This is a genomic window from Roseicyclus sp. (assembly GCF_965662675.1).
Lineage (GTDB): Bacteria > Pseudomonadota > Alphaproteobacteria > Rhodobacterales > Rhodobacteraceae > Roseicyclus.
Window position 1 is genome coordinate 1 of record NZ_CBFIIK010000023.1, and the last position, 21,153, is coordinate 21,153.

The 21,153-nt window shown below is 63.4% G+C and carries 23 protein-coding genes; 15 read left to right on the top strand and 8 right to left on the bottom strand.

Annotation, left to right across the window (positions count from 1 at the left end; all coding sequences use genetic code 11):
* Window positions 1–120: 120 nt before the first annotated feature.
* Window positions 121–1,830 carry a methionine--tRNA ligase gene (metG, locus tag ACTG4J_RS05975; protein ID WP_439137921.1) on the top strand — a complete coding sequence of 570 codons (1,710 nt, stop codon included), beginning with the start codon at window positions 121–123 and terminating at the stop codon, window positions 1,828–1,830.
* A gap of 354 nt (window positions 1,831–2,184) precedes the next feature.
* Here the strand turns inward: metG and ACTG4J_RS05980 are convergent, their stop codons facing one another.
* Window positions 2,185–3,051: a helix-turn-helix domain-containing protein gene (locus ACTG4J_RS05980; protein WP_439137923.1), complete on the bottom strand. Its 867-nt coding sequence runs from the start codon at window positions 3,049–3,051 to the stop codon at window positions 2,185–2,187.
* A gap of 119 nt (window positions 3,052–3,170) precedes the next feature.
* On the opposite strand from ACTG4J_RS05980, the gene ACTG4J_RS05985 reads away from it, so the two are divergent.
* The 3 genes from ACTG4J_RS05985 to ACTG4J_RS05995 are packed head-to-tail and all read left to right on the top strand — an operon-like array spanning window position 3,171 to window position 5,948.
* Window positions 3,171–4,067, top strand: a complete 897-nt coding sequence (locus ACTG4J_RS05985) for a fatty acid desaturase (RefSeq protein WP_439137924.1) — start codon at window positions 3,171–3,173, stop codon at window positions 4,065–4,067.
* A 37-nt stretch (window positions 4,068–4,104) separates the two neighbouring features.
* Complete coding sequence (locus ACTG4J_RS05990; RefSeq protein WP_439137926.1) at window positions 4,105–5,019, top strand: EamA family transporter; 915 nt, start codon at window positions 4,105–4,107, stop codon at window positions 5,017–5,019.
* The gene (locus tag ACTG4J_RS05995) at window positions 5,010–5,948 is read left to right on the top strand and encodes an AEC family transporter (protein ID WP_439137927.1); all 939 of its coding nucleotides are present in this window, start codon (window positions 5,010–5,012) and stop codon (window positions 5,946–5,948) included. The genes ACTG4J_RS05990 and ACTG4J_RS05995 overlap by 10 nt, the downstream gene beginning before the upstream one ends.
* Before the next feature lie 15 nt (window positions 5,949–5,963).
* Here ACTG4J_RS05995 and ACTG4J_RS06000 read toward each other — a convergent pair whose 3' ends face one another.
* Together ACTG4J_RS06000 and ACTG4J_RS06005 are read right to left on the bottom strand one after the other, a co-directional pair.
* A complete protein-coding gene (locus tag ACTG4J_RS06000) occupies window positions 5,964–6,659 on the bottom strand; it encodes an NUDIX hydrolase (RefSeq protein WP_439137929.1) in 696 nt (231 codons plus the stop codon).
* Window positions 6,632–7,039: a DUF983 domain-containing protein gene (locus tag ACTG4J_RS06005; protein WP_439137931.1), complete on the bottom strand. Its 408-nt coding sequence runs from the start codon at window positions 7,037–7,039 to the stop codon at window positions 6,632–6,634. The genes ACTG4J_RS06000 and ACTG4J_RS06005 overlap by 28 nt, the downstream gene beginning before the upstream one ends.
* A 131-nt stretch (window positions 7,040–7,170) precedes the next feature.
* Here ACTG4J_RS06005 and ACTG4J_RS06010 point away from each other — a divergent pair, with 131 nt between their 5' ends.
* From ACTG4J_RS06010 to ACTG4J_RS06025, 4 genes are all read left to right on the top strand, one after another.
* The gene (locus ACTG4J_RS06010) at window positions 7,171–7,662 is read left to right on the top strand and encodes an EF-hand domain-containing protein (RefSeq protein ID WP_439137932.1); all 492 of its coding nucleotides are present in this window, start codon (window positions 7,171–7,173) and stop codon (window positions 7,660–7,662) included.
* A gap of 69 nt (window positions 7,663–7,731) precedes the next feature.
* A complete protein-coding gene (locus ACTG4J_RS06015) occupies window positions 7,732–8,319 on the top strand; it encodes an RNA polymerase sigma factor (protein WP_439137934.1) in 588 nt (195 codons plus the stop codon).
* Window positions 8,309–8,671 carry a hypothetical protein gene (locus ACTG4J_RS06020; RefSeq protein ID WP_439137935.1) on the top strand — a complete coding sequence of 121 codons (363 nt, stop codon included), beginning with the start codon at window positions 8,309–8,311 and terminating at the stop codon, window positions 8,669–8,671. Before ACTG4J_RS06015 ends, ACTG4J_RS06020 begins: the two co-directional genes overlap by 11 nt.
* On the top strand, window positions 8,664–9,164 hold the full coding sequence (locus ACTG4J_RS06025) for a periplasmic heavy metal sensor (protein WP_439137936.1): 501 nt from the start codon (window positions 8,664–8,666) through the stop codon (window positions 9,162–9,164). Before ACTG4J_RS06020 ends, ACTG4J_RS06025 begins: the two co-directional genes overlap by 8 nt.
* 16 nt (window positions 9,165–9,180) lie before the next feature.
* Here ACTG4J_RS06025 and ACTG4J_RS06030 read toward each other — a convergent pair whose 3' ends face one another.
* Complete coding sequence (locus ACTG4J_RS06030) at window positions 9,181–10,563, bottom strand: diguanylate cyclase (RefSeq protein ID WP_439137937.1); 1,383 nt, start codon at window positions 10,561–10,563, stop codon at window positions 9,181–9,183.
* Between the two features lie 127 nt (window positions 10,564–10,690).
* Between ACTG4J_RS06030 and ACTG4J_RS06035 the strand changes: the two genes are divergently transcribed.
* A complete protein-coding gene (locus ACTG4J_RS06035) occupies window positions 10,691–10,969 on the top strand; it encodes a DUF3572 domain-containing protein (RefSeq protein ID WP_439137939.1) in 279 nt (92 codons plus the stop codon).
* A 9-nt stretch (window positions 10,970–10,978) separates the two neighbouring features.
* Here the strand turns inward: ACTG4J_RS06035 and ACTG4J_RS06040 are convergent, their stop codons facing one another.
* Window positions 10,979–11,422: a MarR family winged helix-turn-helix transcriptional regulator gene (locus ACTG4J_RS06040; RefSeq protein WP_439137940.1), complete on the bottom strand. Its 444-nt coding sequence runs from the start codon at window positions 11,420–11,422 to the stop codon at window positions 10,979–10,981.
* A gap of 99 nt (window positions 11,423–11,521) precedes the next feature.
* Between ACTG4J_RS06040 and ACTG4J_RS06045 the strand changes: the two genes are divergently transcribed.
* The 6 genes from ACTG4J_RS06045 to ACTG4J_RS06070 all read left to right on the top strand — a co-directional run bounded on the left by ACTG4J_RS06045 (window position 11,522) and on the right by ACTG4J_RS06070 (window position 18,027).
* Entirely contained in the window at window positions 11,522–12,214 is a 693-nt protein-coding gene (locus ACTG4J_RS06045) for an HAD family hydrolase (RefSeq protein WP_439137942.1), read from the top strand.
* Between the two features lie 137 nt (window positions 12,215–12,351).
* Window positions 12,352–13,911 carry a trimethylamine methyltransferase family protein gene (locus tag ACTG4J_RS06050; protein ID WP_439137944.1) on the top strand — a complete coding sequence of 520 codons (1,560 nt, stop codon included), beginning with the start codon at window positions 12,352–12,354 and terminating at the stop codon, window positions 13,909–13,911.
* Window positions 13,912–14,051: 140 nt separating this feature from the next.
* Complete coding sequence (locus tag ACTG4J_RS06055; protein WP_439137945.1) at window positions 14,052–14,633, top strand: heme NO-binding domain-containing protein; 582 nt, start codon at window positions 14,052–14,054, stop codon at window positions 14,631–14,633.
* A complete protein-coding gene (locus ACTG4J_RS06060) occupies window positions 14,630–15,745 on the top strand; it encodes a diguanylate cyclase domain-containing protein (RefSeq protein ID WP_439137947.1) in 1,116 nt (371 codons plus the stop codon). Before ACTG4J_RS06055 ends, ACTG4J_RS06060 begins: the two co-directional genes overlap by 4 nt.
* 57 nt (window positions 15,746–15,802) lie before the next feature.
* Window positions 15,803–17,122 carry an ABC1 kinase family protein gene (locus ACTG4J_RS06065; protein WP_439137949.1) on the top strand — a complete coding sequence of 440 codons (1,320 nt, stop codon included), beginning with the start codon at window positions 15,803–15,805 and terminating at the stop codon, window positions 17,120–17,122.
* A 74-nt stretch (window positions 17,123–17,196) separates the two neighbouring features.
* Window positions 17,197–18,027, top strand: coding sequence for a 3-keto-5-aminohexanoate cleavage protein (locus ACTG4J_RS06070; protein WP_439137951.1), 831 nt, complete (start codon window positions 17,197–17,199; stop codon window positions 18,025–18,027).
* A 36-nt stretch (window positions 18,028–18,063) separates the two neighbouring features.
* Here the strand turns inward: ACTG4J_RS06070 and ACTG4J_RS06075 are convergent, their stop codons facing one another.
* From ACTG4J_RS06075 to ACTG4J_RS06085, 3 genes are read right to left on the bottom strand one after another with little or no spacing between them, the layout of a single operon-like run.
* On the bottom strand, window positions 18,064–19,581 hold the full coding sequence (locus tag ACTG4J_RS06075) for a tripartite tricarboxylate transporter permease (RefSeq protein ID WP_439137953.1): 1,518 nt from the start codon (window positions 19,579–19,581) through the stop codon (window positions 18,064–18,066).
* 12 nt (window positions 19,582–19,593) lie between these two features.
* Window positions 19,594–20,097 carry a tripartite tricarboxylate transporter TctB family protein gene (locus tag ACTG4J_RS06080; RefSeq protein ID WP_439137954.1) on the bottom strand — a complete coding sequence of 168 codons (504 nt, stop codon included), beginning with the start codon at window positions 20,095–20,097 and terminating at the stop codon, window positions 19,594–19,596.
* Window positions 20,098–20,136: 39 nt separating this feature from the next.
* On the bottom strand, window positions 20,137–21,108 hold the full coding sequence (locus ACTG4J_RS06085) for a Bug family tripartite tricarboxylate transporter substrate binding protein (protein WP_439137956.1): 972 nt from the start codon (window positions 21,106–21,108) through the stop codon (window positions 20,137–20,139).
* Between the last annotated feature and the right edge of the window lie 45 nt (window positions 21,109–21,153).

Sequence of the window (21,153 nt, forward strand, 5' to 3'; positions counted from 1 at the left end):
CCTTCATCACGGGCTCTTACCATCTGGTCGATGGGGGCTATACGGCCCAATAGCGGCTGCCCTCTGGCCTCTGGCCTCATGCGGCGCTAAACGGGGGCCAAGCGCATCCCGGAGGCCCTGATGGCACGCATTCTGATCACATCGGCGATCCCCTATATTAACGGGATCAAGCATTTGGGCAATCTGGTGGGAAGCCAGCTGCCCGCCGATCTCTACGCCCGCTACATGCGCGCGCGCGGTGCTGAGGTCTTGTTCCTATGCGCAACCGACGAACACGGCACCCCGGCCGAGTTGGCGGCGGCCAAGGCAGGCAAGCCCGTCGAAGAATATTGCGCCGAGATGTGGGCGGTGCAGGCGGAACTGGCGCAAGGGTTTCGCCTGTCTTTCGATCATTTCGGGCGGTCGTCGAGCCCCCAGAACCACCGCCTGACCCAGCATTTCGCCGGAAAGCTGGCCGAGGCCGGTCTGATCCGCGAGGTCAGCGAAAAACAGGTCTATTCCCACGCCGACAGGCGCTTTCTGCCCGACCGCTACATCGAAGGCACCTGCCCCAATTGCGGCTATGACAAGGCGCGCGGCGATCAGTGCGAGAATTGCACCAAGCAGCTTGATCCGACCGATCTGATCAACCCGCGCTCGGCGATTTCAGGATCGACCGACCTCGAGGTGCGCGAGACCAAGCACCTCTACCTGCGCCAGTCCGCCATGCGCGACGAGCTGAGCGCATGGATCGAGAGCAAGACCGACTGGCCGGTGCTGACCACCTCGATCGCCAAGAAATGGCTCAATGACGGCGAGGGCTTGCAAGATCGCGGCATCACCCGCGACCTCGACTGGGGCATCCCGGTGAGGAAGGGCGACCAGCCTTGGCCGGGGATGGAGGGCAAGGTCTTCTATGTCTGGTTCGACGCGCCCATCGAATATATCGCCTGCGCGGCCGAATGGGTCGATGCGGGCAAAGGCGCGGATTGGGAACGCTGGTGGCGCACCGACAAGGGCGCGGGCGACGTGCGCTATGTGCAGTTCATGGGCAAGGACAACGTGCCGTTCCACACACTCTCCTTCCCTGCGACGATCCTCGGCTCGGGCGAGCCGTGGAAGCTGGTCGATTACATCAAATCCTTCAACTACCTGAATTATGACGGCGGCCAGTTCAGCACCTCCCAAGGGCGCGGCGTCTTCATGGATCAGGCGCTCTCGATCCTGCCCGCCGATTACTGGCGCTGGTGGCTTCTCAGCCATGCCCCCGAAACCTCGGACAGCGAGTTCACATGGGAGGCCTTCCAGCAAGATGTGAACAAGGATCTGGCCGATGTCTTGGGCAATTTCGTCAGCCGCATCACCAAGTTCTGTCGCGCCAAGTTCGGCGAGGTCGTGCCTGCGGGCGGCGCGTATGGGCCGCAGGAAACGGCGCTGATCGCCGATCTGCAAGCGCGGCTCGAGCGCTATCAGGCGCATATGGACGCGATCGACATCCGCAAGGCCGCGGCAGAATTGCGCGCGATCTGGGTTGCGGGCAATGAATACCTGCAAGCAGCAGGGCCATGGACGGTGTTCAAGGACGATCCCGACCGCGCCGCCGCGATGACACGTTTCGCGCTGAACCTGATCCCTTTCTACGCGGGTCTCTCGGCCCCCTTCATCCCCGATGCCGCCGCCACCATGGCGGGCGCGATGGGGGTGGATATCGCTTGGCCCGAAGCCGCCGAAACGGCCCTCCACGCCTTGGCACCCGGCCACGCCTTTAACGTGCCAGAGGTGATGTTCGCCAAGATAGATGACGAGACCCGCGCCGCTTGGGCCGCGCAATTCGCAGGCATCAGGGCCTGACGGAGCGGGGCGGGGGGCCTGCCCCCCGTCGCGTGCCGCGACCCCCCCGGAGTATTTTTGAAGCAAAGAGGGCCCTTTAGCCTTTCTTTACCTTTCAGTGCCTAATCTGTCGACGCGGTACAGGCTGGAGAGCCGATGACCGCAAGCGAAGATGGCGCGCCCTCCGCCCCGAAGCCGCAAGGATCGGGGCGGGGGGCGACCTTTCCTATCTTTGCTTTCCAAATACTCCCGCCGGAGGCCTCGGACCTTGCCAGTGGCTTAACCGCCCGCAGATTACGCGCAACCTGGCCAGCGGAAGCGCGCCAAGGCGGGCCCCTATTGTGGCCCGACGCGGGCGCCCCGCTCCTGCTCCGATCAATCGTCCAAAGCCGCGCGCAAGGCACGCAGATGATCGGGCACGGCGCGCGCCGATACCGTCGCCTCGCGCACCAGCCAGTCGAAATGCTGGCTCAGCGTGCGCACCCGGTCGCGATCGCGAAAGGCCAAGAAATGCTGGCCCAGATAGATCACCGCCATCTTCGGGCCGAAGACCGTGACCGGCGCCGACCATAGCTGGCGCGCATCGAAGAGGAAAATCCGCAAGCTGGGGTAGAATTGCGTGTAGATCTCCAACAGCCAATCCAGCTGCGCCCGGCGGATCTCGGCGCTCAGACCCGTGTAATAACCTTCGGCGCGCGCGAAGCTTTCCAATTCGTGAAGCGCGATGGCGATCTCGTAATCGCTTTCGGAGAGCCGCATCCAATCCAGCCGCTCGGCAGCGGCATCGATTGCGGCATCGGGTCTGCGATGGGTGACGGGGGCATATTCCCAGCGCAGCATCGCGTTGGTCTTGAGCATGTCGGGCAATGTTGCGGGCACATGGCGGATCTTGTAGCCCTCGGCCTCGCGATGCCAGGCGAAGATCTGGTCGTCCAGGCCGGTTGCCCGTCCAGTCTCGGAAATCGAGAACGAGCTATCCAAAAGCGCGCCCGCTTGTTCGGGACGGTTGGTCAACCCCAAAAGCCAATCGGCCGACACATCCAGTGCTTGGGCGCAGGCGGCCACGACATGGCCACCGGGCATGCGCGTGTCGCCCTCGGCCAGCATTTGGGTAACGCTAGACCGATCCACACCGACTGCGCGTGCCAAACCCGCCCGGCTGATCCCCGATGTCATCAGCGCCGCCGATAGCCGGTCGCGAAAAGTCGCGGCGATCCGGCGCTTGTCGGATAAGTTTTGCATTGTTTTGGTTACTCAACAATGTTGCATTTGTGGAGAGAAAACCCCGACTGCGCTGCAGATGCAAGATCACATAAGTGTGAACCTGCCGGAACAACCCGGTTTCAGGGATCGAGGGCCCCATGCGGGTCGAATGGCCGACGCTGGCATTGATCGCGGCAAGCTATCTCGCGCTTTTCATCGGATTATTCTGGCTGCCCATGATCAGCACGACGCTGGCCATGGCCGTGTTGATCTTGGTGATCACGCTGCAATCCTCGCTTCAGCATGAGGTGTTGCACGGCCACCCTTTCGCGTCACGCAGCCTGAGCGAGGCCTTGGTTTTCGCATCATTCAATCTTTGCGTGCCATACCAGCGCTTTCGCGACACGCATTTGGCCCATCACGATGACGCCAATCTGACCGATCCCTATGATGACCCCGAAAGCGCCTATCTGGACCCGGCGGTCTGGGCGCGGCTGCCGGGCTGGTACCGAGCGGTTCTGAAGGCCAATAACACGCTTTTGGGTCGTGTCGTGCTTGGTCCGCTGATCGGGCAGATCGCCTTCATGGCGGGTGATTGGCGCGCGATCATGGCCGGTGACAGGGCGGTGCTGCGCGCTTGGCTGTGGCATATTCCGGTGACGGCTGTGTTGATGGCGCTGGTGTTCGCCTCGCCCATGCCGCTCTGGGCCTATCTCGTCGCTTGCTATGGCGGGCTTGGGCTGCTCAAGATCCGTACGTTCCTTGAGCATCAGGCGCATGCCCGCGCTTCGGGGCGGACGGCGATTATCGAAGATCGCGGCCCGCTGGCATTCCTGTTTCTCAACAACAACCTGCATGTCGTCCATCACATGCATCCGCGCCTACCGTGGTACCGGCTGCCCGGTCATTACCGCGCCAACCGCGACCGTTACCTGGCGCGCAATGGCGGCTATGCCTATCCGAATTACGCCACCATCGCCCGGCGTCATTTGCTGCGCGCCAAGGAACCTGTGGCCCATCCGTTTTTCCCCACACCCGAAACCCAGCAAAAATGATTTGCAGCGGCCCGGCTTAGGGCGCATGTGAGCGCGCATGCCGTTCTGGATCACCGCCACCATCTTTGCCGCGTTCATGCAAAACCTGCGGTTCTTGCTGCAGCGGCATTTGCGGGTGACGACGCTGTCGACCATGGGCGCGACCTGGGCGCGCTTTGCCTTTGCCATGCCTTTCGTCGCCTTGGCGCTGGGACTATGGCTGTGGCTGACGGGGCAGGCCCTGCCCGGCGCGACACCCGCCTTTTGGGCCTATGCGGTGACGGGCGCCATTGCCCAGATGTTGGCCACGGCCTGTGTCGTGGCGCTGTTCGGGCGGCGCAATTTCGCGGTCGGCGTCACCTTGTGCAAGACCGAGGTGATCCTGACCGCGCTGATCGGGCTGGTCGTGCTGGGCGAGGCGGTCTCATCCTTTGCCGTCATGGCCATCGCGCTGGGTTTCGTCGGGGTGATCTTGCTGTCCGATCCGCCCAAGACCGAAGTCACCTTGCGCTGGCAGGCGCGGATTTTCAACGCGGCTTCCGGCTTTGGGTTGTTGTCGGGGCTGCTCTTCGGGGTGTCGGCGGTCTGCTACCGGGGTGCCACGCTCAGCCTGATCGGCGGCGATGAGGTGTTGCGCGCCGCCACCGCCCTTTTGACGGCAACCTGCGTGCAGACCGTGAGTTTGGGCCTGTGGCTGGCGTGGCGCGAGGCGGGCCAGATCGCGCGCGTCGCGGCGGCATGGCGGGTCTCGGCTATGGTTGGCTTTACCTCGATGCTGGGCAGCCTTGGCTGGTTCACCGCCTTTGCCCTGCAGACGGCGGCCTATGTCAAGGCGCTGGGGCAGGTGGAGTTGGTCTTTACCTTCCTCTTCTCGGTCTTTTGGCTGCGCGAGCGGTCCAGCGGCAAGGAAATCGCGGGGCTTGTCTTGCTGGTCGCCTCGATCTTGCTGATCTTTCTGGGGGAATGGGTATGATCGCCATCGCGCTATCCATCGCGCCGATTTTCCTGTTGATCGTGACCGGCTACGCCTTGCGCCGTGGCGGCATCCCCTCCGAAGAGTTTTGGCTGCTCAATGACCGCTTGGTCTATTTCGTGCTGATGCCGGCGCTCTTTTTCGTCCGTATTTCCGAGGCCGATCTGTCCGATCCCGATCTGATTCCCTTTGCCGCCACGCTTTACGGCGGGTTTTTCGCCGCCGTCTTGGCGGGCACGGCGATGGCGGTCTTGCTGCGCTATCCCGCGCCACAGGCGACCTCGATCCTGCAAGGGGCGGGGCGGTTCAACACCTTCATCGCGCTGGCCGTGGCCGAGGCGCTTTACGGCCATCCCGCGCTGCAACTGGCGGTTCTGGGGGCGGCGGTCTTGGTGCCGGTGGTCAACCTGACCGTCGTGGGCCTTTTTGCCGTGCTGATGCCGCGGCCGGGTGGGTCGGTGCTGTGGGGGGCGGCACGCAGCCTTGCGACCAATCCGCTGATCTTGTCGATCTTGGCGGCGGGGCTGGTGAACAAGCTGGGCTTCGCACCGATCCCTGTGCTGCAAGAGACGCTGTCGGTTTTGGGCCAAGCGGCGCTGCCGATCATGCTCTTGTGCGTCGGCGCAAGCCTCAAGCTGCGTGGACTTCAGGCCGAACTTTTGCCGATGGGTTTGGCGGCGATGGGAAAATTGGCGCTTTTCCCCGCTGTGATCCTTGGCTTGGCCCTTGCGCTCGATCTGCCGCCCCTGACGGCACAAGTGGCGCTGATCTACGGCGCGCTGCCCACCGGGGTGGCGGCGTATACGCTGGCGCGTCAATTGGGCGGTGATGCACCGCTGATGGCCGCGATGATCACGGTTCAGACACTCTTGGCCTTTGCGATCATGCCACTTTGGCTATCGCTCGGGGCCTATGCCTTCGGGCTCTGAGCGCGGATCGCATCGTCACAAACGCCAAAAGCGGCTGACATCGGCGCGATTGTCGAAAAACGGCACACCTTGGGTCGCACGCCCGTCTAGCTGGGCCGCCAATTCGGCCAAGACCACCTCGGTGATGAAGGGCATGTCCAGCCCGCGCACCGTGTCCAGTGCGACCCAATGCAGATGGGCCAATTCATCCTCGGCCCGGCTCAGATCATCGGGGTCGTTGCGCAGCGAGCCTGCATCGATCAAGAAAAACCGCGCATCGAAACGGCGTGGTCGGCCGGGGGGCGTGATCGCGCGGAACAAGAAGCGCGCGCTTTCCCCATCGGGCAAATGGCCGGTCGCGATATAGCCGCGCCAACCTTGTGGGGCGTGAAGCGCTTGCGCGCGCTGATCGGGTGCCCCGACCAAAAGGCCGGTTTCTTCCCATAATTCGCGCGTCGCCGCCGCGATGAGTGCGGCCGGATCGATATCGCTGTCGCGCGCCAATGCCGCGGCACAATCGGGCCGCGCGGGCGCGGCCAAGGGAATGCTGTGATCCACCGCATCCACCGCGCCGCCGGGAAAGACGAATTTCGATGGCAAGAAGGCCGCATCCTTGCCGCGCTGGCCCATCAAGACGCGCGGCCGCGTCGCCGCATCGCGCAGCACGATCACGGTTGCCGCATCGCGGATGGCCGATTTGTCGGTCAAAACCCGTGCATCCGCTTGGCCCATTGCACGCCCACGATCAGCCCCTTGAAGCGTGGCAGCAAGAACAGCGCCATCGCCACCACCCCCAGTGAAAAGCTGACCGCCATGACCCAAGGATCGGGCCGCAACAGATCATAGGTGAATAATTGCAGCGTTCCCATGACCTTGGCGGTCAACAGGATCGAGAGATAAGCCGGCCCATCATCGGCGCGCGCATGGCTGAGGTCTTCGTCGCAATGCGCGCAGCGCTTGGCCAGCGTCAGGTAGCCTTGGAACAACGCACCCTCGCCGCAGCTGGGGCAGCGCCCGCGCATGCCCTTGGCGATCGCGGGCAGGGCGGGGCGCTCGGGCGGGCCGGGCAGGAACTCGGGGCGCAATGCGGGATCGGTATCGGTGTCTTGCATCCCCCTTAGATGCGGCGTGCCGCGCCCTAGGTCCAGTGCATGCTTGTCGCGGGGCGCAAAAAACTTGCGACGGAAATCGCGCCGCTCTGCGTGGAAGCCTCAGAAACACGATGCACACAGGAGATTTGCACATGTTCACGCTCAAGACAGGCACTTTGGCGATCCTCATCCCGCTGGCGCTTGCACTGCCCGCCCATGCCGATCAGCCGATGCGCGGCGCGATGGGGTTCTCGCAGATGGATCATGACGGCGATGGTGCGATCACCTTGGAAGAAATGCAGGTCGGCCCTGCGGGAATGCTTGCCCGCGCCGATACCAATGGCGATGGCGACCTCAGCCGTGATGAGTTGATCGCCGCGGCCACAGTGCGCGCTTCCGAACAGATCGACCGGATGCTGGCGCGGGCCGATGGCAATAGCGATGGCATACTCAGCGCCGAAGAGATCGCCGCCATGCAAGATGGCCGTCGCGCGGACCGCATGGCGCGGATGTTCGAACGTTTGGATGCCGATGACAATGGCAGCCTGAGCGCCGAAGAGCTTGAGCAGGCAAGGGGCGGCATGGGTCGGCGTGGCGGTGAGCATGGCGAACGGCGTGGCGGTCACGGCTTCTGGCGCGGCTGAGTGATTGTGGCGCGGCGCAACCGATGCGCCGCGCATTCCCCTATGCGCCAAGCGGCGCTAGGTAGACCCATGTCAGGCGATCCGCCCGCATATGCCGCCCTGTCCGACGGGGCCTTGATGGTCCTCTTCGCCAATGGCGATCCGGGGGCGGCGCGGCTATTGACCGAAAGGCTTTTGCCGCGTGCGCTCGGCCATGCGGCGCGGGTGCTTGGCGACCGGACCGAGGCCGAGGATGTCGCGCAAGAGGCGATGCTGCGGCTTTGGCGCGCCGCCGCCGATTGGCAACAAGACGGACCGGCCGCGCCTGCGACATGGCTCTACCGGGTGGTGGCCAATCTTTGCACCGATCGTTTGCGCAAGGCAGGCCAAAGCGCGCTGACCGATGAAGCGGATCGCTACAGCGATGACACCCCCGGCATCGAGGCGCGCATGATCGCGGGCGACCGGATGGCGGCCTTGGACGCGGCCTTGGCCCGCCTGCCTGAGCGGCAGCGCCAAGCGGTGGTGTTGCGCCATATCGAGGGGCTATCGAACCCCGAGATCGCGATGATACTGGATTTGGGTGTGGAGGCCGTGGAAAGCCTTACCGCCCGTGGCAAGCGCGCGCTGCAAGCGGCGCTTTCCGGCAGCAAGGAGACCTTGGGCTATGACAATTGAGCGTGACGCGGACCAGTTCGATCAGCTTTTGCGCCAAGCGCGTGGGGGCGAACCCGTTTCTTCGGCGCTCAGCGCGCGGGTACTGGCCGATGCGGCGATGGTGCAAGCGGCGATGCACCCCGCGCCGCCGCGTCAGCCGCGCTTCGGTTGGTTGGCCCAGATCAGCGCAGCGCTGGGTGGTTGGCCGGCTTTGTCCGGAGTGACACTGGCCGGTATTGCGGGTTTGACCTTGGGCATTCTCGCGCCTGATCTTGTTGATGGCCTCTCGGGGGGGCAGATCGGGGTCTGGACGGGCGATCTGGGCGCGCTGCCCGAGATCGGCTTGTTGTGGGAGGATGCGAGCGATGTCTGAACATTCCAAACCCATTGTCACAGCGAGGCCTGCGGGCCGCGGCCTCAAGATCGCACTGGCGCTATCATTGGCGGTCAATCTGGCGGTGGTGGGCCTTATCGCGGGGGCCGCCATCGGCTTTGGCCCGAACGGCGACCGCGATGATCCACGCTTGCGCGCCTTGGGGCTTGGCCCTTTCGCGATGGCCCTCTCGCGCGAGGATCGGGCGGGGTTCGCCACGCGCATCGATCGCGCGGCATTGCGGGCGGAACGGCGCGCCTTGGGCGAGGGTTTGAGCGCGCTGGGACAAGCGCTGCGCGCCGAACCTTTCGACCGGGCCGCGGCCGGGGCGGCATTGGCGCGGATGCGCGATGCGACCGAGACATTGCAAAGCATCAGCCATGACGCCTTGCTCGACCAGATCGCGCAGATGCCCGCGACCGAGCGGGCGGCCCTGGCTGACCGGTTTGCGCGCGCTTTGCGGCGCATGGGCGGGCATCGCGACGCGCGTTAGCGCTGCGCTTGTGCAGTCAAGCGGCGCTGCGCGGGGCCAGCGTGACCTTGTCGCGACCATGCGATTTCGCCCCGTAGAGCGCCACATCGGCATGATCGATCAAGCTTTGCGCGCTGTCCCCGCCGCCCGATCTCGACAGTGCAAGCCCGATACTGATCGTGACCGACAAGGGCGGGGTATCGCCGCGCAAGATGAACTCGGTCTCGCCGATGGCGGCGCGCAATCTTTCGGCGCAATCAAGGGCCGTCGCCCCGTCGCTATCGTGCAGGGCGACCAAGAATTCCTCGCCACCGATCCGCGCGATCAGGTCCGAGCCGCGCAGCTGCGCGCGCAGCCGCCGCGCCACAAGGCTGAGCACCCGGTCACCGACGGAATGGCCGAAACTGTCGTTGATCCGCTTGAAGTGATCGATATCGAGCAACATCACCGCCACACCTCGCCCGGTCTGCGCGATCATCCGGTCAAGCTGGAACATCGCGTAGCGGCGGTTGTGTAGCCCCGTCAGGCTATCGGTCACGGCCATTTCCAGCCCCGCCTCGACCGAGGCGCGCAGCCGGTCGGCTTGGCGCTTGCGGTCCAGCTGGGTGCGGATGCGCAGTGCCAGCTCTTGCGCATCGAAGCTGTCGTAAAGAATATCATGCGCCCCGAGGTCGAGCGCGATGGCCGCCCGCTCGCTATCGCCTTCGGGCAGGATCATCACGCTGGCCGCATTGCGCGTGCCGGGCCGCGAGCGCAGGTCCGACAAAAGCCGCAGGCCTTCGTTGCGATGGGTCAGATCGGCGGCGATCACGAAAACATCGGGTGCATCGGACTCGTCATTGCCGAAGCCGGTCAAGGCCGCATCACGCGGCAGCACCGACACCTCGCCCCCAAAGCGGTCGTCAAGCGCGGTTTTCCACAATACCGCACCCTTCGGCCCCGGCGCGATCAGCGCGATGCGCCCCGGTTTTTGCGGCGCGGTGAAATGGGCGGCAGCCTCGGCGAAGCCCAAAGCCGAGGCGCCGCGCTTGCGCAATTCGCGCGCCGTGTCGCGCGCGCGCAAGAGCGAGCGTACCCGCGCCAAAAGCGTTACCTCGTCGACGGGTTTGGTCAGAAAATCATCGGCCCCCGCTTCAAGCCCGGCCATCTTGTTGTCGCGATCGGCGACCGCGGTGATCAAGATGATCGGAATGTCGGCGGTTTCAGGATCGGATTTCAACTGCTTGCAGACATCGAGGCCGGACATGTCGGGCATGACGACGTCGAGCAAGATCAGATCCGGCTGGGTCTCGCGCGCGGCGATCAGGGCATCGGCGCCACAATCGGCTTGGTCGACGGCATAGCAGGCAGAGGCCAGCTTTACCTTCATCACGATGCGGTTCGTGGCCACATCGTCAACGACCAGAATTCGCCCTGTCATGCGCGCCTCTCACCAGATACTCAACATACACTTACAAGCGCCCCGTGCTGCGAGGCTCATCATACTATAGTCTTGTTTTGGGCTGGAATGGTTAACAAACTCTTTAACCCATGAACGGAACTTTGGGATGAAGCAAGAAATGGCCGAAATCCGTGCGATGGGCATGCTGGGCTGGCTGGCCGGGCAAGCGGAATTGCTCCCGGTTTTTCTGGGGGCTACGGGGGCCAGCGAGGATGATCTGCGTGCGCGGGCGGGCGAGGCGGAATTCCTCGCCTCGGTGGTGGATTTCGTGATGATGGATGATGTCTGGGTGATCGATTGCGCCACCGATCAAGGTTGGCCACCCGAACAGATCATGGCGATCCGTGCGGCCCTGCCCGGTGGTGATCTTCCGTCTTGGACATGATGGCGCGGCTCAAGGAAGCTCGTCTGCCGCAAGCTTGGCCAAAAGCGCGCGCAGCATATCAAGCTCGTCGATGCTGAGTTTCGCGTGGAAATGCTGCGTCGCTGCATGACACATGGGCAGGGCCGCATTGAATTGCGCGGTCCCTTTCGCGGTCAGCCCTACCTCGGTGGTGCGCCGATCATCGCGGCCCATCTTGCGTTCGATCACCCCGTTGGCCTCGAGCTGGCGCAGCGCGCGCGAGGTGGCGGTACGGTCGATACCCACGAAATTCGCGATATCCGAGGGGTTTTTCTTGCCTTCTTCGGCCACTGCGACCAGCACGCACCATTCCACCCGGGTCATCCCGAAGCGGCGCAAATTGCCCTCTACCCGGCGCTCGACGATGCGTGCCGTGCGGGAAATGTGGTGACCGACGCTGTCATGCAGGCCGAATTTTTGTCGTGTACCGTCCATCGTGATGACGCGCTATAAGCAGTCACCGCCGTGCTGTCACCTGTTTTTGCGAGACCGGCCAGCAGCGGAGGCACAGCGGCAACAGGGGCAGGGCGCGCGATGATCAAGGGTCTACTTTTCGACAAGGACGGTACATTGTTCGATTTCCAGCAAAGCTGGGGCGGCTGGGCGCATGATCTGATCACGATCTTGGCCGATGGCGATGGCGCACGCTTTGACCGTTTGACGGATGTCTTGGGGTATGATGCGCAAAACCGTGTGTTTTTTCCCCATAGCTTGGTGATTGCCGGAACGGCCCGCGATCAGGCCGAGGCCTTGGCCCCGCATTTGCCCGGCCGCGATCTCGACGCGTTGGAACACTGGCTGGCGCAGGCCGCGCGCAGTGCCGCGATGGTGCCGGCTGTGGCCTTGCGGCCCTTGCTGAGTGAGTTCTTGCAAGCCGGCCTTGCCTTGGGGATCGCCACCAATGATGCCGAGGCCGCCGCCCGGCGTCAGCTTGAACTCGCCGAGATCACCGATCTTTTCGCCTATATCGCCGGGTATGATTCGGGTCACGGCGCCAAGCCGCATCCGGGCATGTGCTTGGGCTTTGCGCGTGCCGTGAAGCTCGATCCGGCTGTCTGCGTGATGGTGGGTGACAGCTTGCATGATCTCGAAGCAGGGCGCGCTGCGGGGATGCGCGTGGTGGGTGTGCTGACAGGAGTTGCAGGGATGGATGATCTGGCGCCCCACGCCGATGTGGTCTTGCGTGATATCGGCCAATTGCCCGGCTGGCTGGCCACGCTGGGCTGATCGGGCGCTACATTTCCAATTGTGAAAATGCGACGGCAAGTGTCGGAGACGGGCAATCCGTTACCTTTCCGATGCGGTCTGGTGGGGCGCAATCGGTGCGTGCGCGCCCAAGACCGCCCAAGAAAGACGCAAAGCCAATGACCGACGACCCTTCAAACCGCCGCCGCCGTTCGGGCGGCCGCGCGGCCAATACCGCCCGCAGCAGCGCCCATGCGATCGAGCAGATGCCGTGGCGTGTGCCGCGCAACATCGACCGCCCGACCGAGCCCATGCCGCATGAGGGGGTGCTGGCGATCCATGATGGCGCGATGCGGGTTCTGTCCGATATCGGGGTCGAGTTCCTCAATGACGAGGCGCTGGCCCATCTCAAGCGCGCGGGCTGCAAGATCGAGGGGCAGAATGTCCGCTTTGACCGCCATTTCGTCGAGGAGATGGTTGCAAAGGCGCCCCCATCTTTCACGCTGACGCCGCGCAACCCGGCCAAGCAGATCACCATCGGCGACGGGCATATCGTGTTTGGCAATGTCTCCTCCCCGCCGAATGCGTGGGATCTCGCGCGCGGCAAGCGGCCCGGCGATCTGGAAACCTACCGCGAGTTCATCAAACTGACGCAGTATTTCAACTGCATCCATTTCGCGGGCGGCTATCCGGTGGAACCCGTCGATGTGCATGCGGGGGTGCGCCATCTCGATTGCCTCTTCGACAAGCTGACGCTGACGGACAAGGTGGTGCATGCCTATTCGCTTGGCCCCGAGCGGGTCGATGATGTGATGGAGATGGTGCGCATCGCGGGCGGGCTGAGCCATGCCGAGTTCGACGCCACGCCGCGCATGTATACCAACATCAACTCGGTCAGCCCGCTCAAGCACGACTGGCCGATGCTTGACGGCGCGATGCGCCACGCCCGGCGCGGCCAGCCCGTGGTCGTCACCCCCTTCACGCTGGCCGGGGCCATGGCGCCCGTCACCCTGTCGGGGGCGGTGATGCTCTCGATCGTCGAGGCCTTGGCCGCGATTGCGCTTTTGCAATGGATCAAGCCGGGTTGCCCGGTGGCGATCGGCACCTTCACCTCGAATGTCGACATGAAATCGGGCGCGCCCGCCTTTGGCACGCCGGAATATATCCGCGCGACACAGATGACTGGCCAGATGGCGCGGTTCTACGGCCTGCCGCTGCGGTCCTCGGGGGTCTGCGCGGCCAATGTGCCCGATGGCCAGTCGATGTGGGAGACGATGAATTCGCTCTGGGCGGCGGTGCAATCGGGCACCAACATGGTCTATCACGCGGCCGGCTGGCTTGAGGGCGGGCTGATCGCCAGCCCCGAAAAATTCGTGATGGATTGCGAAGTCTTACAGCAATTCCAACGCTATATGGAGCCTCAGATCCTTGGCACGACCGAGGCCGATCTTGCCATCGCCGCCATCGCCGAGGTCGGCCCCGGCGGGCATTATTTCGGCTGCCAGCACACCCAGGATCGCTATCAAGAGGCCTTCTACAGCCCCTTCTTGTCTGATTGGCGCAATTTCGAGGCATGGCAGAACGCCGGCAGCCTGTGGAGCGCCGAGCGCGCGCATGGCGTCTACAAGCGCATCCTGGACGAGTTCGAAGCGCCGCCCATGGACATTGCGATCCGCGAAGAGCTGACCGATTTCGTCGCCCGCCGCAAAGCCGAAGGCGGCGCGCCCACCGATTTCTGACGCCTTCGCCGCGAAACGGCGGTAATTGCCTTGCTCTCGCCCCTTTTGGGCAAGTTCATGTTTACCCTTGCCCCCTAACCCTGTGGTGCAAGGCGCGACTGGCGCTTGGGTAAACGCGCGAGGCAGCGGCGATGCATGGCATGGTCAACCGTGCCCTTCAGGGCTTTTTGACAACGACCTATGGTGAAGATGTCTGGGCCGAGGTGCGTAGCCAAGCCGGGCTGACGTTCGATGATTTCGAGGCGATGTTGCGCTATCCCGATGCGATGACATCGGCCTGTTTCCATGCAGCGGCGCATGTGCTGCACAAGGATCTGGGCGCGCTGTTGGAGGATTTCGGCATCTGGCTTGTGACCGACCGCCATCTTGAGCCGTTGCGGCGGCTTTTGCGGTTCTCGGGCGCGCATTTCGAGGATTTCCTATACGCGCTGGAGGATCTCGATGAACGCGGGCGGCTTGTCTTGCCCGATCTCGATCTGCCGCAGATCACCGTGACACGTGCCGATGGCGGGCGGTTCTTGATCGACGCGGCATGGCCGCTGCCGGGGGCGGGGGCGATTTTGACGGGGTGCTTGCGTGCGATGGCCGATGATTACGGCACCTTGGCCTTTGTCAACCTCGGCACCATCGCCGAGAATGGTATGGAGCGGTTGGATATACAGCTTTTCGACGCGGCCTTTTCCAAGGGGCGCCGTTTCGAGCTGGCGCAGGTGCGCCGATGAGCGCCGCGGCCAATGGCCCGTCGCCGATCCTCGGGCTGTGCGGGGATGCGCTGGATCGGCTATTGCCGATGCATCTATGGCTCGGCGGCGATGGTGATGTGATCCGGGCGGGCCCGACCTTGACCAAGATGGTGGGGCAGGGCGATCTGCGTGGGCGACCGGGCTTTGCGCTGATCACGATCCGCCGTCCCGGCGCGGTCGACAGCCTTGATGGGCTGCGCGCCTTGGCGGGCCAGCGCCTTGGGCTGATCTTGACCCAAGCACCGCATCTGCCGCTGCGCGGCGCGGCGGTGGCCTTGCCCGACGCAGCAGGGGTGATGCTCGACCTTTCGCTGGGTCTGTCGTTCTCGCGCGCTGTCGCAGAGTTCGGATTGACGCTGAATGACTTCTCGCCATGCGATCAAACCATCGAGCTTTTGTACCTCCACGAGGCCAATAGCGCCGCTGCCACCTTGTCGCATCATCTGACCGAGAGGTTGCAGCGCGCCCGCGCAGAGGCGCAGGCGCAAGCCATGACCGATCCGCTGACCGGATTGGCCAATCGCCGGGCGATGGATGCCGAGATCAGTCGCGCCTTGGCCGACCATGCCCATGATTTCGGCCTGATGCAGATCGACCTCGACCTGTTCAAGCGGGTCAATGACAGCTTTGGCCATGCTGCGGGCGACGCGGTGCTTGAGCGGGTCGGTTATGTGCTGCGCCACCAACTGCGGCTGGGCGATATGGCCGCCCGCGTGGGTGGCGACGAGTTCATCGCCCTGATCCGCGACTGCACCGACGCCGAAGATCTGGGTCGGATCGCCACGCGATTGATTGCTGCTTGCGAGGCCCCGGTCAGCTATCGGGGACAGCTTTGTCGTATTTCGGCCTCTATCGGGATCGCGGCGGTCAGCACATATCCGCAACGCCCCGGCCTCGATCAGCTTTTGGCCGATGCCGATGCGGCACTTTACGACGCGAAACGCGCTGGGCGGGGGCGCTATGCCTTTCACGGCAGCGCCCCTGTCGCGGCCAGCATCGCCGTGCCTACCACGCATCGGCGGCGCGCCGATGACTTGCCGCCGGGCGGGTTCCGCCGCCGACAGAATGACAGGGTGCCGCGCCCCGATTGAGGCGCGCCTGCGCCGCGCTATCTGCGATGTCAGATAGAATGCGATCAAGGCAGGCAGATGACAGACCACCCCGATCTTCCGATGCGTGCCGTGCCATCGGGCCGATTTGCTCGCGCGCAGCATATGGGTGGGCTTGCCACCGGGCTGATGGGCGGTATCGCCCTCTCGGGTGCGCAGGCGCTCCTCAAGGGGCAGCGGCCACGCCTGCAAGATCTGGTGATGACGCCCGCCAATATCTCGCGCCTGACCGGGCGGCTTTCGGAAATGCGCGGTGCGGCGATGAAGCTGGGCCAGCTCTTGTCGATGGAGGCGGGTGGCTTCTTGTCGCCCGAGTTGGAGGGTATTTTGTCCCGGCTGCGCGCAAGCGCGCATGTCATGCCGCCTGCGCAGTTGAAACAGGTGCTTTCAGACAGCTACGGCACTGATTTCAGAACCCTTTTCCGCAGCTTCGATACAAGGCCCTTGGCCGCCGCCTCGATCGGGCAGGTGCATCGCGCGCTGACACCGGATGGGCGGGCCTTGGCCGTGAAACTGCAATATCCCGGCGTGCGCGATGCCATCGACAGCGATCTGGACAATGCCGCGGCGCTGATCCGCTGGTCGGGGTTATGGCCGCGTGAATTGGACATCGCCCCGCTCTTGGCCGAGGCGCGCCGCCAATTGCACGAGGAAGCCGACTATGATCGCGAGGGGGCGGCACTTGACCGTTTCGGCGCGCTTTTAGGGGATGATCCGCGGTTCGCGATCCCCTGCCGTGACGCGGAACGCAGCCGACCCACCGCGCTTGCGATGAGCTTTGCGCCCGCGGAGCCGATCGAGCGTTTGGCCGATGCGCCGCCCGCGATCCGCGATGCGGCTGTCAGCGCGCTGATCGAGCTGTGTTTGAACGAGTTGTTCACCTTTCGCGTCATGCAGACCGATCCGAATTTCGCCAATTACCGTTGGAACCCTGAGACCGGGAAGATCGTGTTGCTCGATTTCGGCGCGACGCGTGAAATTTCGCATGAAGTATCAGTTGCTTATCGTGATCTCTTGCGCGCTGGGCTAGCCGGTGATCAACCCGAAGTTCTTGCCGCCTTGACACGGATCGGGTTCATCAAGCCCGATCTGAACGCGCGTCATCACGCCGCGATCCTCGATATGGCGGAAATGGGTTTTGCGGTGCTGCGCGGGCCCGAGCCGTTTGATTTCCGCGGCAATGATTTCGCCGATCGCCTGCGCGCGCGCGGGATGGATATCGGTGGCGAGCGTGAGTTGTGGCACCTTCCGCCCGCCGAAACCCTGTTTTTGCAGCGCAAGATCGGCGGGCTTTACCTTTTGGCGACGCGGCTTGGCGCGCGGGTTGATGTCGCCGCTTTGGTACGCCGATTTACCTGAACCGCCCCCTGCGATCTTGACCTTGTGCCGCGTTCACGCGACAGCTTTCGTATAGGTTTGAGGGAGAGACGAGCATGACGAACCCCTGCATCATCTGTGTCGCGATCACCGGCTCGGTGCCGCGCAAGGAAGATAATCCTGCGGTGCCCACCACGATCTCGGAGCAGGTCGAAAGCACCCATGAAGCCTATGAGGCGGGGGCTGCGATCGTGCATGCGCATGTGCGGATGGAGGATCAGACGCCGACCTCGGACCCGGAGCGTTTCGCGCGGTTGAAAGAAGCGCTGGAAAAGCATTGCCCGGGGATGATCTTGCAGTTTTCGACGGGCGGGCGCTCGGGCGCGGGGCGTGAGCGGGGGGGCATGCTGTCGCTTGCGCCCGACATGGCCTCGCTCACCGTGGGCAGCAATAATTTTCCCACGCGCGTCTATGAAAACAGCCCCGATCTGGTGGATTGGCTGGCCTCGGAAATGTTGAAGTATCGGGTTAAGCCAGAGATAGAAGCTTTTGATTTAAGTCATATTTTTCAGGCCGCAAAGATGCAGGGCGATGGCCGCCTCAAGGGGCCGCTCTACGTGCAATTCGTAATGGGCGTGAAAAACGCCATGCCTGCCGACAAGCGCAGTTTCGACTTTTTCGTCGAGACCTTGGGGCGGCTTGCACCCGATGCGCAATGGTGTGCGGCGGGCATCGGGCGGCACCAGATCGAAGTCAATGAATGGTGTGTGGCCGCTGGTGGTCATTGCCGCACCGGGCTTGAGGACAACATCCGCATCGACCGCGATACGCTGGCCCCCTCCAACGCGGCCTTGGTGCGCCGGGTGGTCGATTTGTGCGATCGCCATGAGCGCCCCGTCGCCACCGCCGCACAGGCGCGTGCGATCCTTGGGTTGAGCGCGGCCTGATGAGGTGGGTGGTGGCCGGTTGCCCGGCCCCCACCATTATTGGCCGGCTGGTGCCGGTTGCTTTTTGCGCCGCAACAGCTTGAGCGCGGGCAGCAAGATCAAGATGATCGCGATGATGGTGATCGGCCCGGCCACCGGACGGTTGAAAAAGATCATCGGATCGCCCGAGGACAGCAACAGCGATTGGCGCAATGTCGGCTCGGCGATGGGGCCCAGCACGATCGCCAAAACGGCGGGTGCCAAAGGGTAATCCAACCTGCGCAGCACAAGCGCGCCGAAGCCGAAGATCAAGATCAACCAGATATCGAACATGTCGCGTGTCGCGGCATAGCCGCCCACGATCGACAGCACGAAAATCATCGGCGCCAGAATGGTAAAGGGCATCCGCAGCATCCAGATGAAAACCGGGATGAAGGCGAGATTGATGATCAAAGCCGCCATGTTCGAGATATAGAACGACCCGATCAGGCCCCAGACGAACTCGGATTCGTCCACGAAAAGCCGCGGTCCCGGCACCAGCCCCCAGATCACCATGCCGCCGAGCAAGATCGCTGTGGTGGGTGAGCCGGGTATCCCCAGCGTCAACATCGGCAGCATCGACCCGGTCGAGGCCGAGTTGTTGGCCGCCTCGGGGGCGGCGACGCCATCGACACTGCCGCGCCCGAATTCCTCGGGCTTGCGCGAGGTCATTTTCGCCACGCCATAAGACATGAGCGAGGCGGGTGTCGCCCCGGCAGCAGGAAGGATGCCGACGAAGAACCCCAAAAACGAGCCGATGGCCGTCCCTTTCCAGCCCTCGCGCATGGCTTCGCGCGCATCCGAGACCATGCCGCGCGCAGTCATCTTGGGCGTGTTGTTCTCGACCTCGCCCCGTGTCTGCTCGATGGTCCACAGCATCTCGCCGATGCCGTAGACCCCGATGGCCAAAACCAAAAAGCCGATCCCCTGCAAGAAGGCGTTGATGTCGAACAAGACCAAGCGCGGCGCGCCGGAAATCTGGTCGAAGCCGATCGCGCCCAGCACGAGGCCCAGACAGATCGAAAGAACGGTTTTGGGAATATCCTCGCCGCCCAACCCCACGAAGGTGGCGAAAGCCAAGAGCATCAGGGCGAAAATCTCTGGTGGGCCAAAGGACAGCGCCACGCTGGCCAGAACGGGTGCGAAGCCGGTGAAAATGATATTGGCCACCGACCCCCCGATGAACGAGGCAATCGCGGCTGTCACCAGCGCAAGGCTGGCGCGCCCCTTCATCGCCAAGGGGCGTCCGTCAAATGTCGTGGCCACCGCCGTTGACGCGCCGGGAATACCCAGCGTCACCGACGAGATCGCGCCGCCATACATCGCACCATAATAGATCGCGGCCAGAAAGATGATCGCGCCGCTGGGTGGGACCAGAAAGGTGATAGGCAACAAGATCGCCACCCCATTGACCGACCCAAGGCCGGGCATCGCGCCGATGAACAGGCCGACCGTCACGCCGGCGATGATCAAGAGCAGGTTCAGGGGCTGCAGCGCAATCAGCATGCCATCCCCGAGAAGGCCTAGAATTTCCATGATGCGATGCGCCTAGTAGATGATGTCATAAAGGAAATCGAACACCGGGTCGGTGAACGACATGCCCGTGGGCATGGTGATCCGCATCATGCCTTCGAAGAAAAAGAAGAAGAGCAATGGCGTACTCAGCGACAGGATCAGGCTGAGGGTCAGTGAATGGCGACCAAGAAACCAAAGGTAATAAAACAGGAAAACAGCAATCGCACCGTACATCGAGATGATCTCGATCAGCCCGATGAACCCGATCAGGCCGCCGCCCACCAAACCGATGGTGCGCCAGCCATGCCCGTCGAGAAAGGGCTCGTCGGATTGCGCGGGCGGGCTTGTGCCCCGCCACCAGTTCAGCGCGATCATGCCGCAGCAGATCAGCATGATGCCAGAGAGCCAGAAGGGCCAGGCACCACCGCCCGGCCCTTGGCCGCGAATGAAACCGATGGGCAATTCGGCGCTCTTGACCATCAGATAGATGGAAAAGAGCGCCAACACCCCGGCTGTCAGTATTTCGCCGTAGCGCATGGTATTTTCTCGTCGTTAAGGGCGCGGTTGCCCGCTTCCTCAGCCGTCGAGCCGTGACAGCAGATCGCGGTGGCTTTCGACTTGGGTATCCCAATAGCCACGCTGCCCATCGGCATCCATCCACAGCGGCGCCAGGCTTTCCGACTGCAGATAGCCCTGCCACTCTTCGCTCTCATAGACCTTGGTGAAAAGGTCGCGATAGTATGCAGCCGCCCCATCCGACATGCCCGGCGCGCCGACAACGGCCCGCTGGTTGTAGTATGAGAACTCATGCCCCAGCTCGCGGATGGTCGGCACATCGGGATAGGCCGGCAGGCGCTCGTCCGAGAAGGCCAGAAGCGGCACGAAATCACCCGCCTCATAGAAACCTTTTGCCTCGGCGGGGTTGTTGACGGTCGCCATGATCTGTTGACCGGCAAGATCGCGCGCGACCGCGCCGCCGCCATCATATGGAATATACTTGATATCGAGGCCATATGCCCCCGACATGAAGGCGATGACGATCGAGTCTTCCTGACCCGAGCCGGTGCCACCCATGACGAACTCGCCGTTCATCGCGCGGGCCTGCGTCAGGAAACCTTCGAAATCGGTAATGCCGGAATCGACATGCATCCACAGCACGAAGGGGTCCACGCCCATCATCGCCACAGGCGTGAAGGTCTGGATGTCGATGCCCAGATTGGCCTGACGCAGCGGTGTGGTGAAGAACGAGTTCAGCGTCACCAGCAGCGTGTGATCGGGGTCGGACGCGTTGCTGACATGGATCAGCGCCTCGGCACCTGAGCCGCCACCCTTGTTGTTGGGAACCAAGGGCCGCGAGGTCATGTCATATTGTTCGGCGACCGATTGAATGAACCGCGCAATCTGGTCCGCGCCGCCGCCGGGGCCCGCCATGATGACGAAATCGATTGGGCGGCGCGGCTCCCACTCTTGAGCCAATGCCGCCATCGGTGTTGTTGCAAGAAGTCCGGCACAGGACAGCTGCAGAAGTGCACGCTTCGTAATCGACATCAAACATCCTCCTTGTTCGGAATTGCGACGCTGACCTGATGGCCA

Bases quoted from the DNA above. Each gene is read 5' to 3' on its own strand.
- ACTG4J_RS06045 (WP_439137942.1), top strand. From the start codon at position 11,522: ATGATCAAGGGTCTACTTTTCGACAAGGACGGTACATTGTTCGATTTC.
- ACTG4J_RS06065 (WP_439137949.1), top strand. From the start codon at position 15,803: ATGACAGACCACCCCGATCTTCCGATGCGTGCCGTGCCATCGGGCCGA.
- ACTG4J_RS06020 (WP_439137935.1), top strand. From the start codon at position 8,309: ATGACAATTGAGCGTGACGCGGACCAGTTCGATCAGCTTTTGCGCCAA.
- ACTG4J_RS05995 (WP_439137927.1), top strand. From the start codon at position 5,010: ATGGGTATGATCGCCATCGCGCTATCCATCGCGCCGATTTTCCTGTTG.
- ACTG4J_RS06085 (WP_439137956.1), bottom strand. From the start codon at position 21,108: ATGTCGATTACGAAGCGTGCACTTCTGCAGCTGTCCTGTGCCGGACTT.
- ACTG4J_RS05985 (WP_439137924.1), top strand. From the start codon at position 3,171: ATGCGGGTCGAATGGCCGACGCTGGCATTGATCGCGGCAAGCTATCTC.
- ACTG4J_RS05990 (WP_439137926.1), top strand. From the start codon at position 4,105: ATGCCGTTCTGGATCACCGCCACCATCTTTGCCGCGTTCATGCAAAAC.
- ACTG4J_RS06040 (WP_439137940.1), bottom strand. From the start codon at position 11,422: ATGGACGGTACACGACAAAAATTCGGCCTGCATGACAGCGTCGGTCAC.
- ACTG4J_RS06080 (WP_439137954.1), bottom strand. From the start codon at position 20,097: ATGCGCTACGGCGAAATACTGACAGCCGGGGTGTTGGCGCTCTTTTCC.
- ACTG4J_RS06075 (WP_439137953.1), bottom strand. From the start codon at position 19,581: ATGGAAATTCTAGGCCTTCTCGGGGATGGCATGCTGATTGCGCTGCAG.
- ACTG4J_RS06010 (WP_439137932.1), top strand. From the start codon at position 7,171: ATGTTCACGCTCAAGACAGGCACTTTGGCGATCCTCATCCCGCTGGCG.
- ACTG4J_RS06055 (WP_439137945.1), top strand. From the start codon at position 14,052: ATGGTCAACCGTGCCCTTCAGGGCTTTTTGACAACGACCTATGGTGAA.
- ACTG4J_RS06030 (WP_439137937.1), bottom strand. From the start codon at position 10,563: ATGACAGGGCGAATTCTGGTCGTTGACGATGTGGCCACGAACCGCATC.
- ACTG4J_RS06060 (WP_439137947.1), top strand. From the start codon at position 14,630: ATGAGCGCCGCGGCCAATGGCCCGTCGCCGATCCTCGGGCTGTGCGGG.
- metG (WP_439137921.1), top strand. From the start codon at position 121: ATGGCACGCATTCTGATCACATCGGCGATCCCCTATATTAACGGGATC.
- ACTG4J_RS06000 (WP_439137929.1), bottom strand. From the start codon at position 6,659: ATGGGCCAAGCGGATGCACGGGTTTTGACCGACAAATCGGCCATCCGC.
- ACTG4J_RS06015 (WP_439137934.1), top strand. From the start codon at position 7,732: ATGTCAGGCGATCCGCCCGCATATGCCGCCCTGTCCGACGGGGCCTTG.
- ACTG4J_RS05980 (WP_439137923.1), bottom strand. From the start codon at position 3,051: ATGCAAAACTTATCCGACAAGCGCCGGATCGCCGCGACTTTTCGCGAC.
- ACTG4J_RS06035 (WP_439137939.1), top strand. From the start codon at position 10,691: ATGAAGCAAGAAATGGCCGAAATCCGTGCGATGGGCATGCTGGGCTGG.
- ACTG4J_RS06025 (WP_439137936.1), top strand. From the start codon at position 8,664: ATGTCTGAACATTCCAAACCCATTGTCACAGCGAGGCCTGCGGGCCGC.
- ACTG4J_RS06005 (WP_439137931.1), bottom strand. From the start codon at position 7,039: ATGCAAGACACCGATACCGATCCCGCATTGCGCCCCGAGTTCCTGCCC.
- ACTG4J_RS06050 (WP_439137944.1), top strand. From the start codon at position 12,352: ATGACCGACGACCCTTCAAACCGCCGCCGCCGTTCGGGCGGCCGCGCG.
- ACTG4J_RS06070 (WP_439137951.1), top strand. From the start codon at position 17,197: ATGACGAACCCCTGCATCATCTGTGTCGCGATCACCGGCTCGGTGCCG.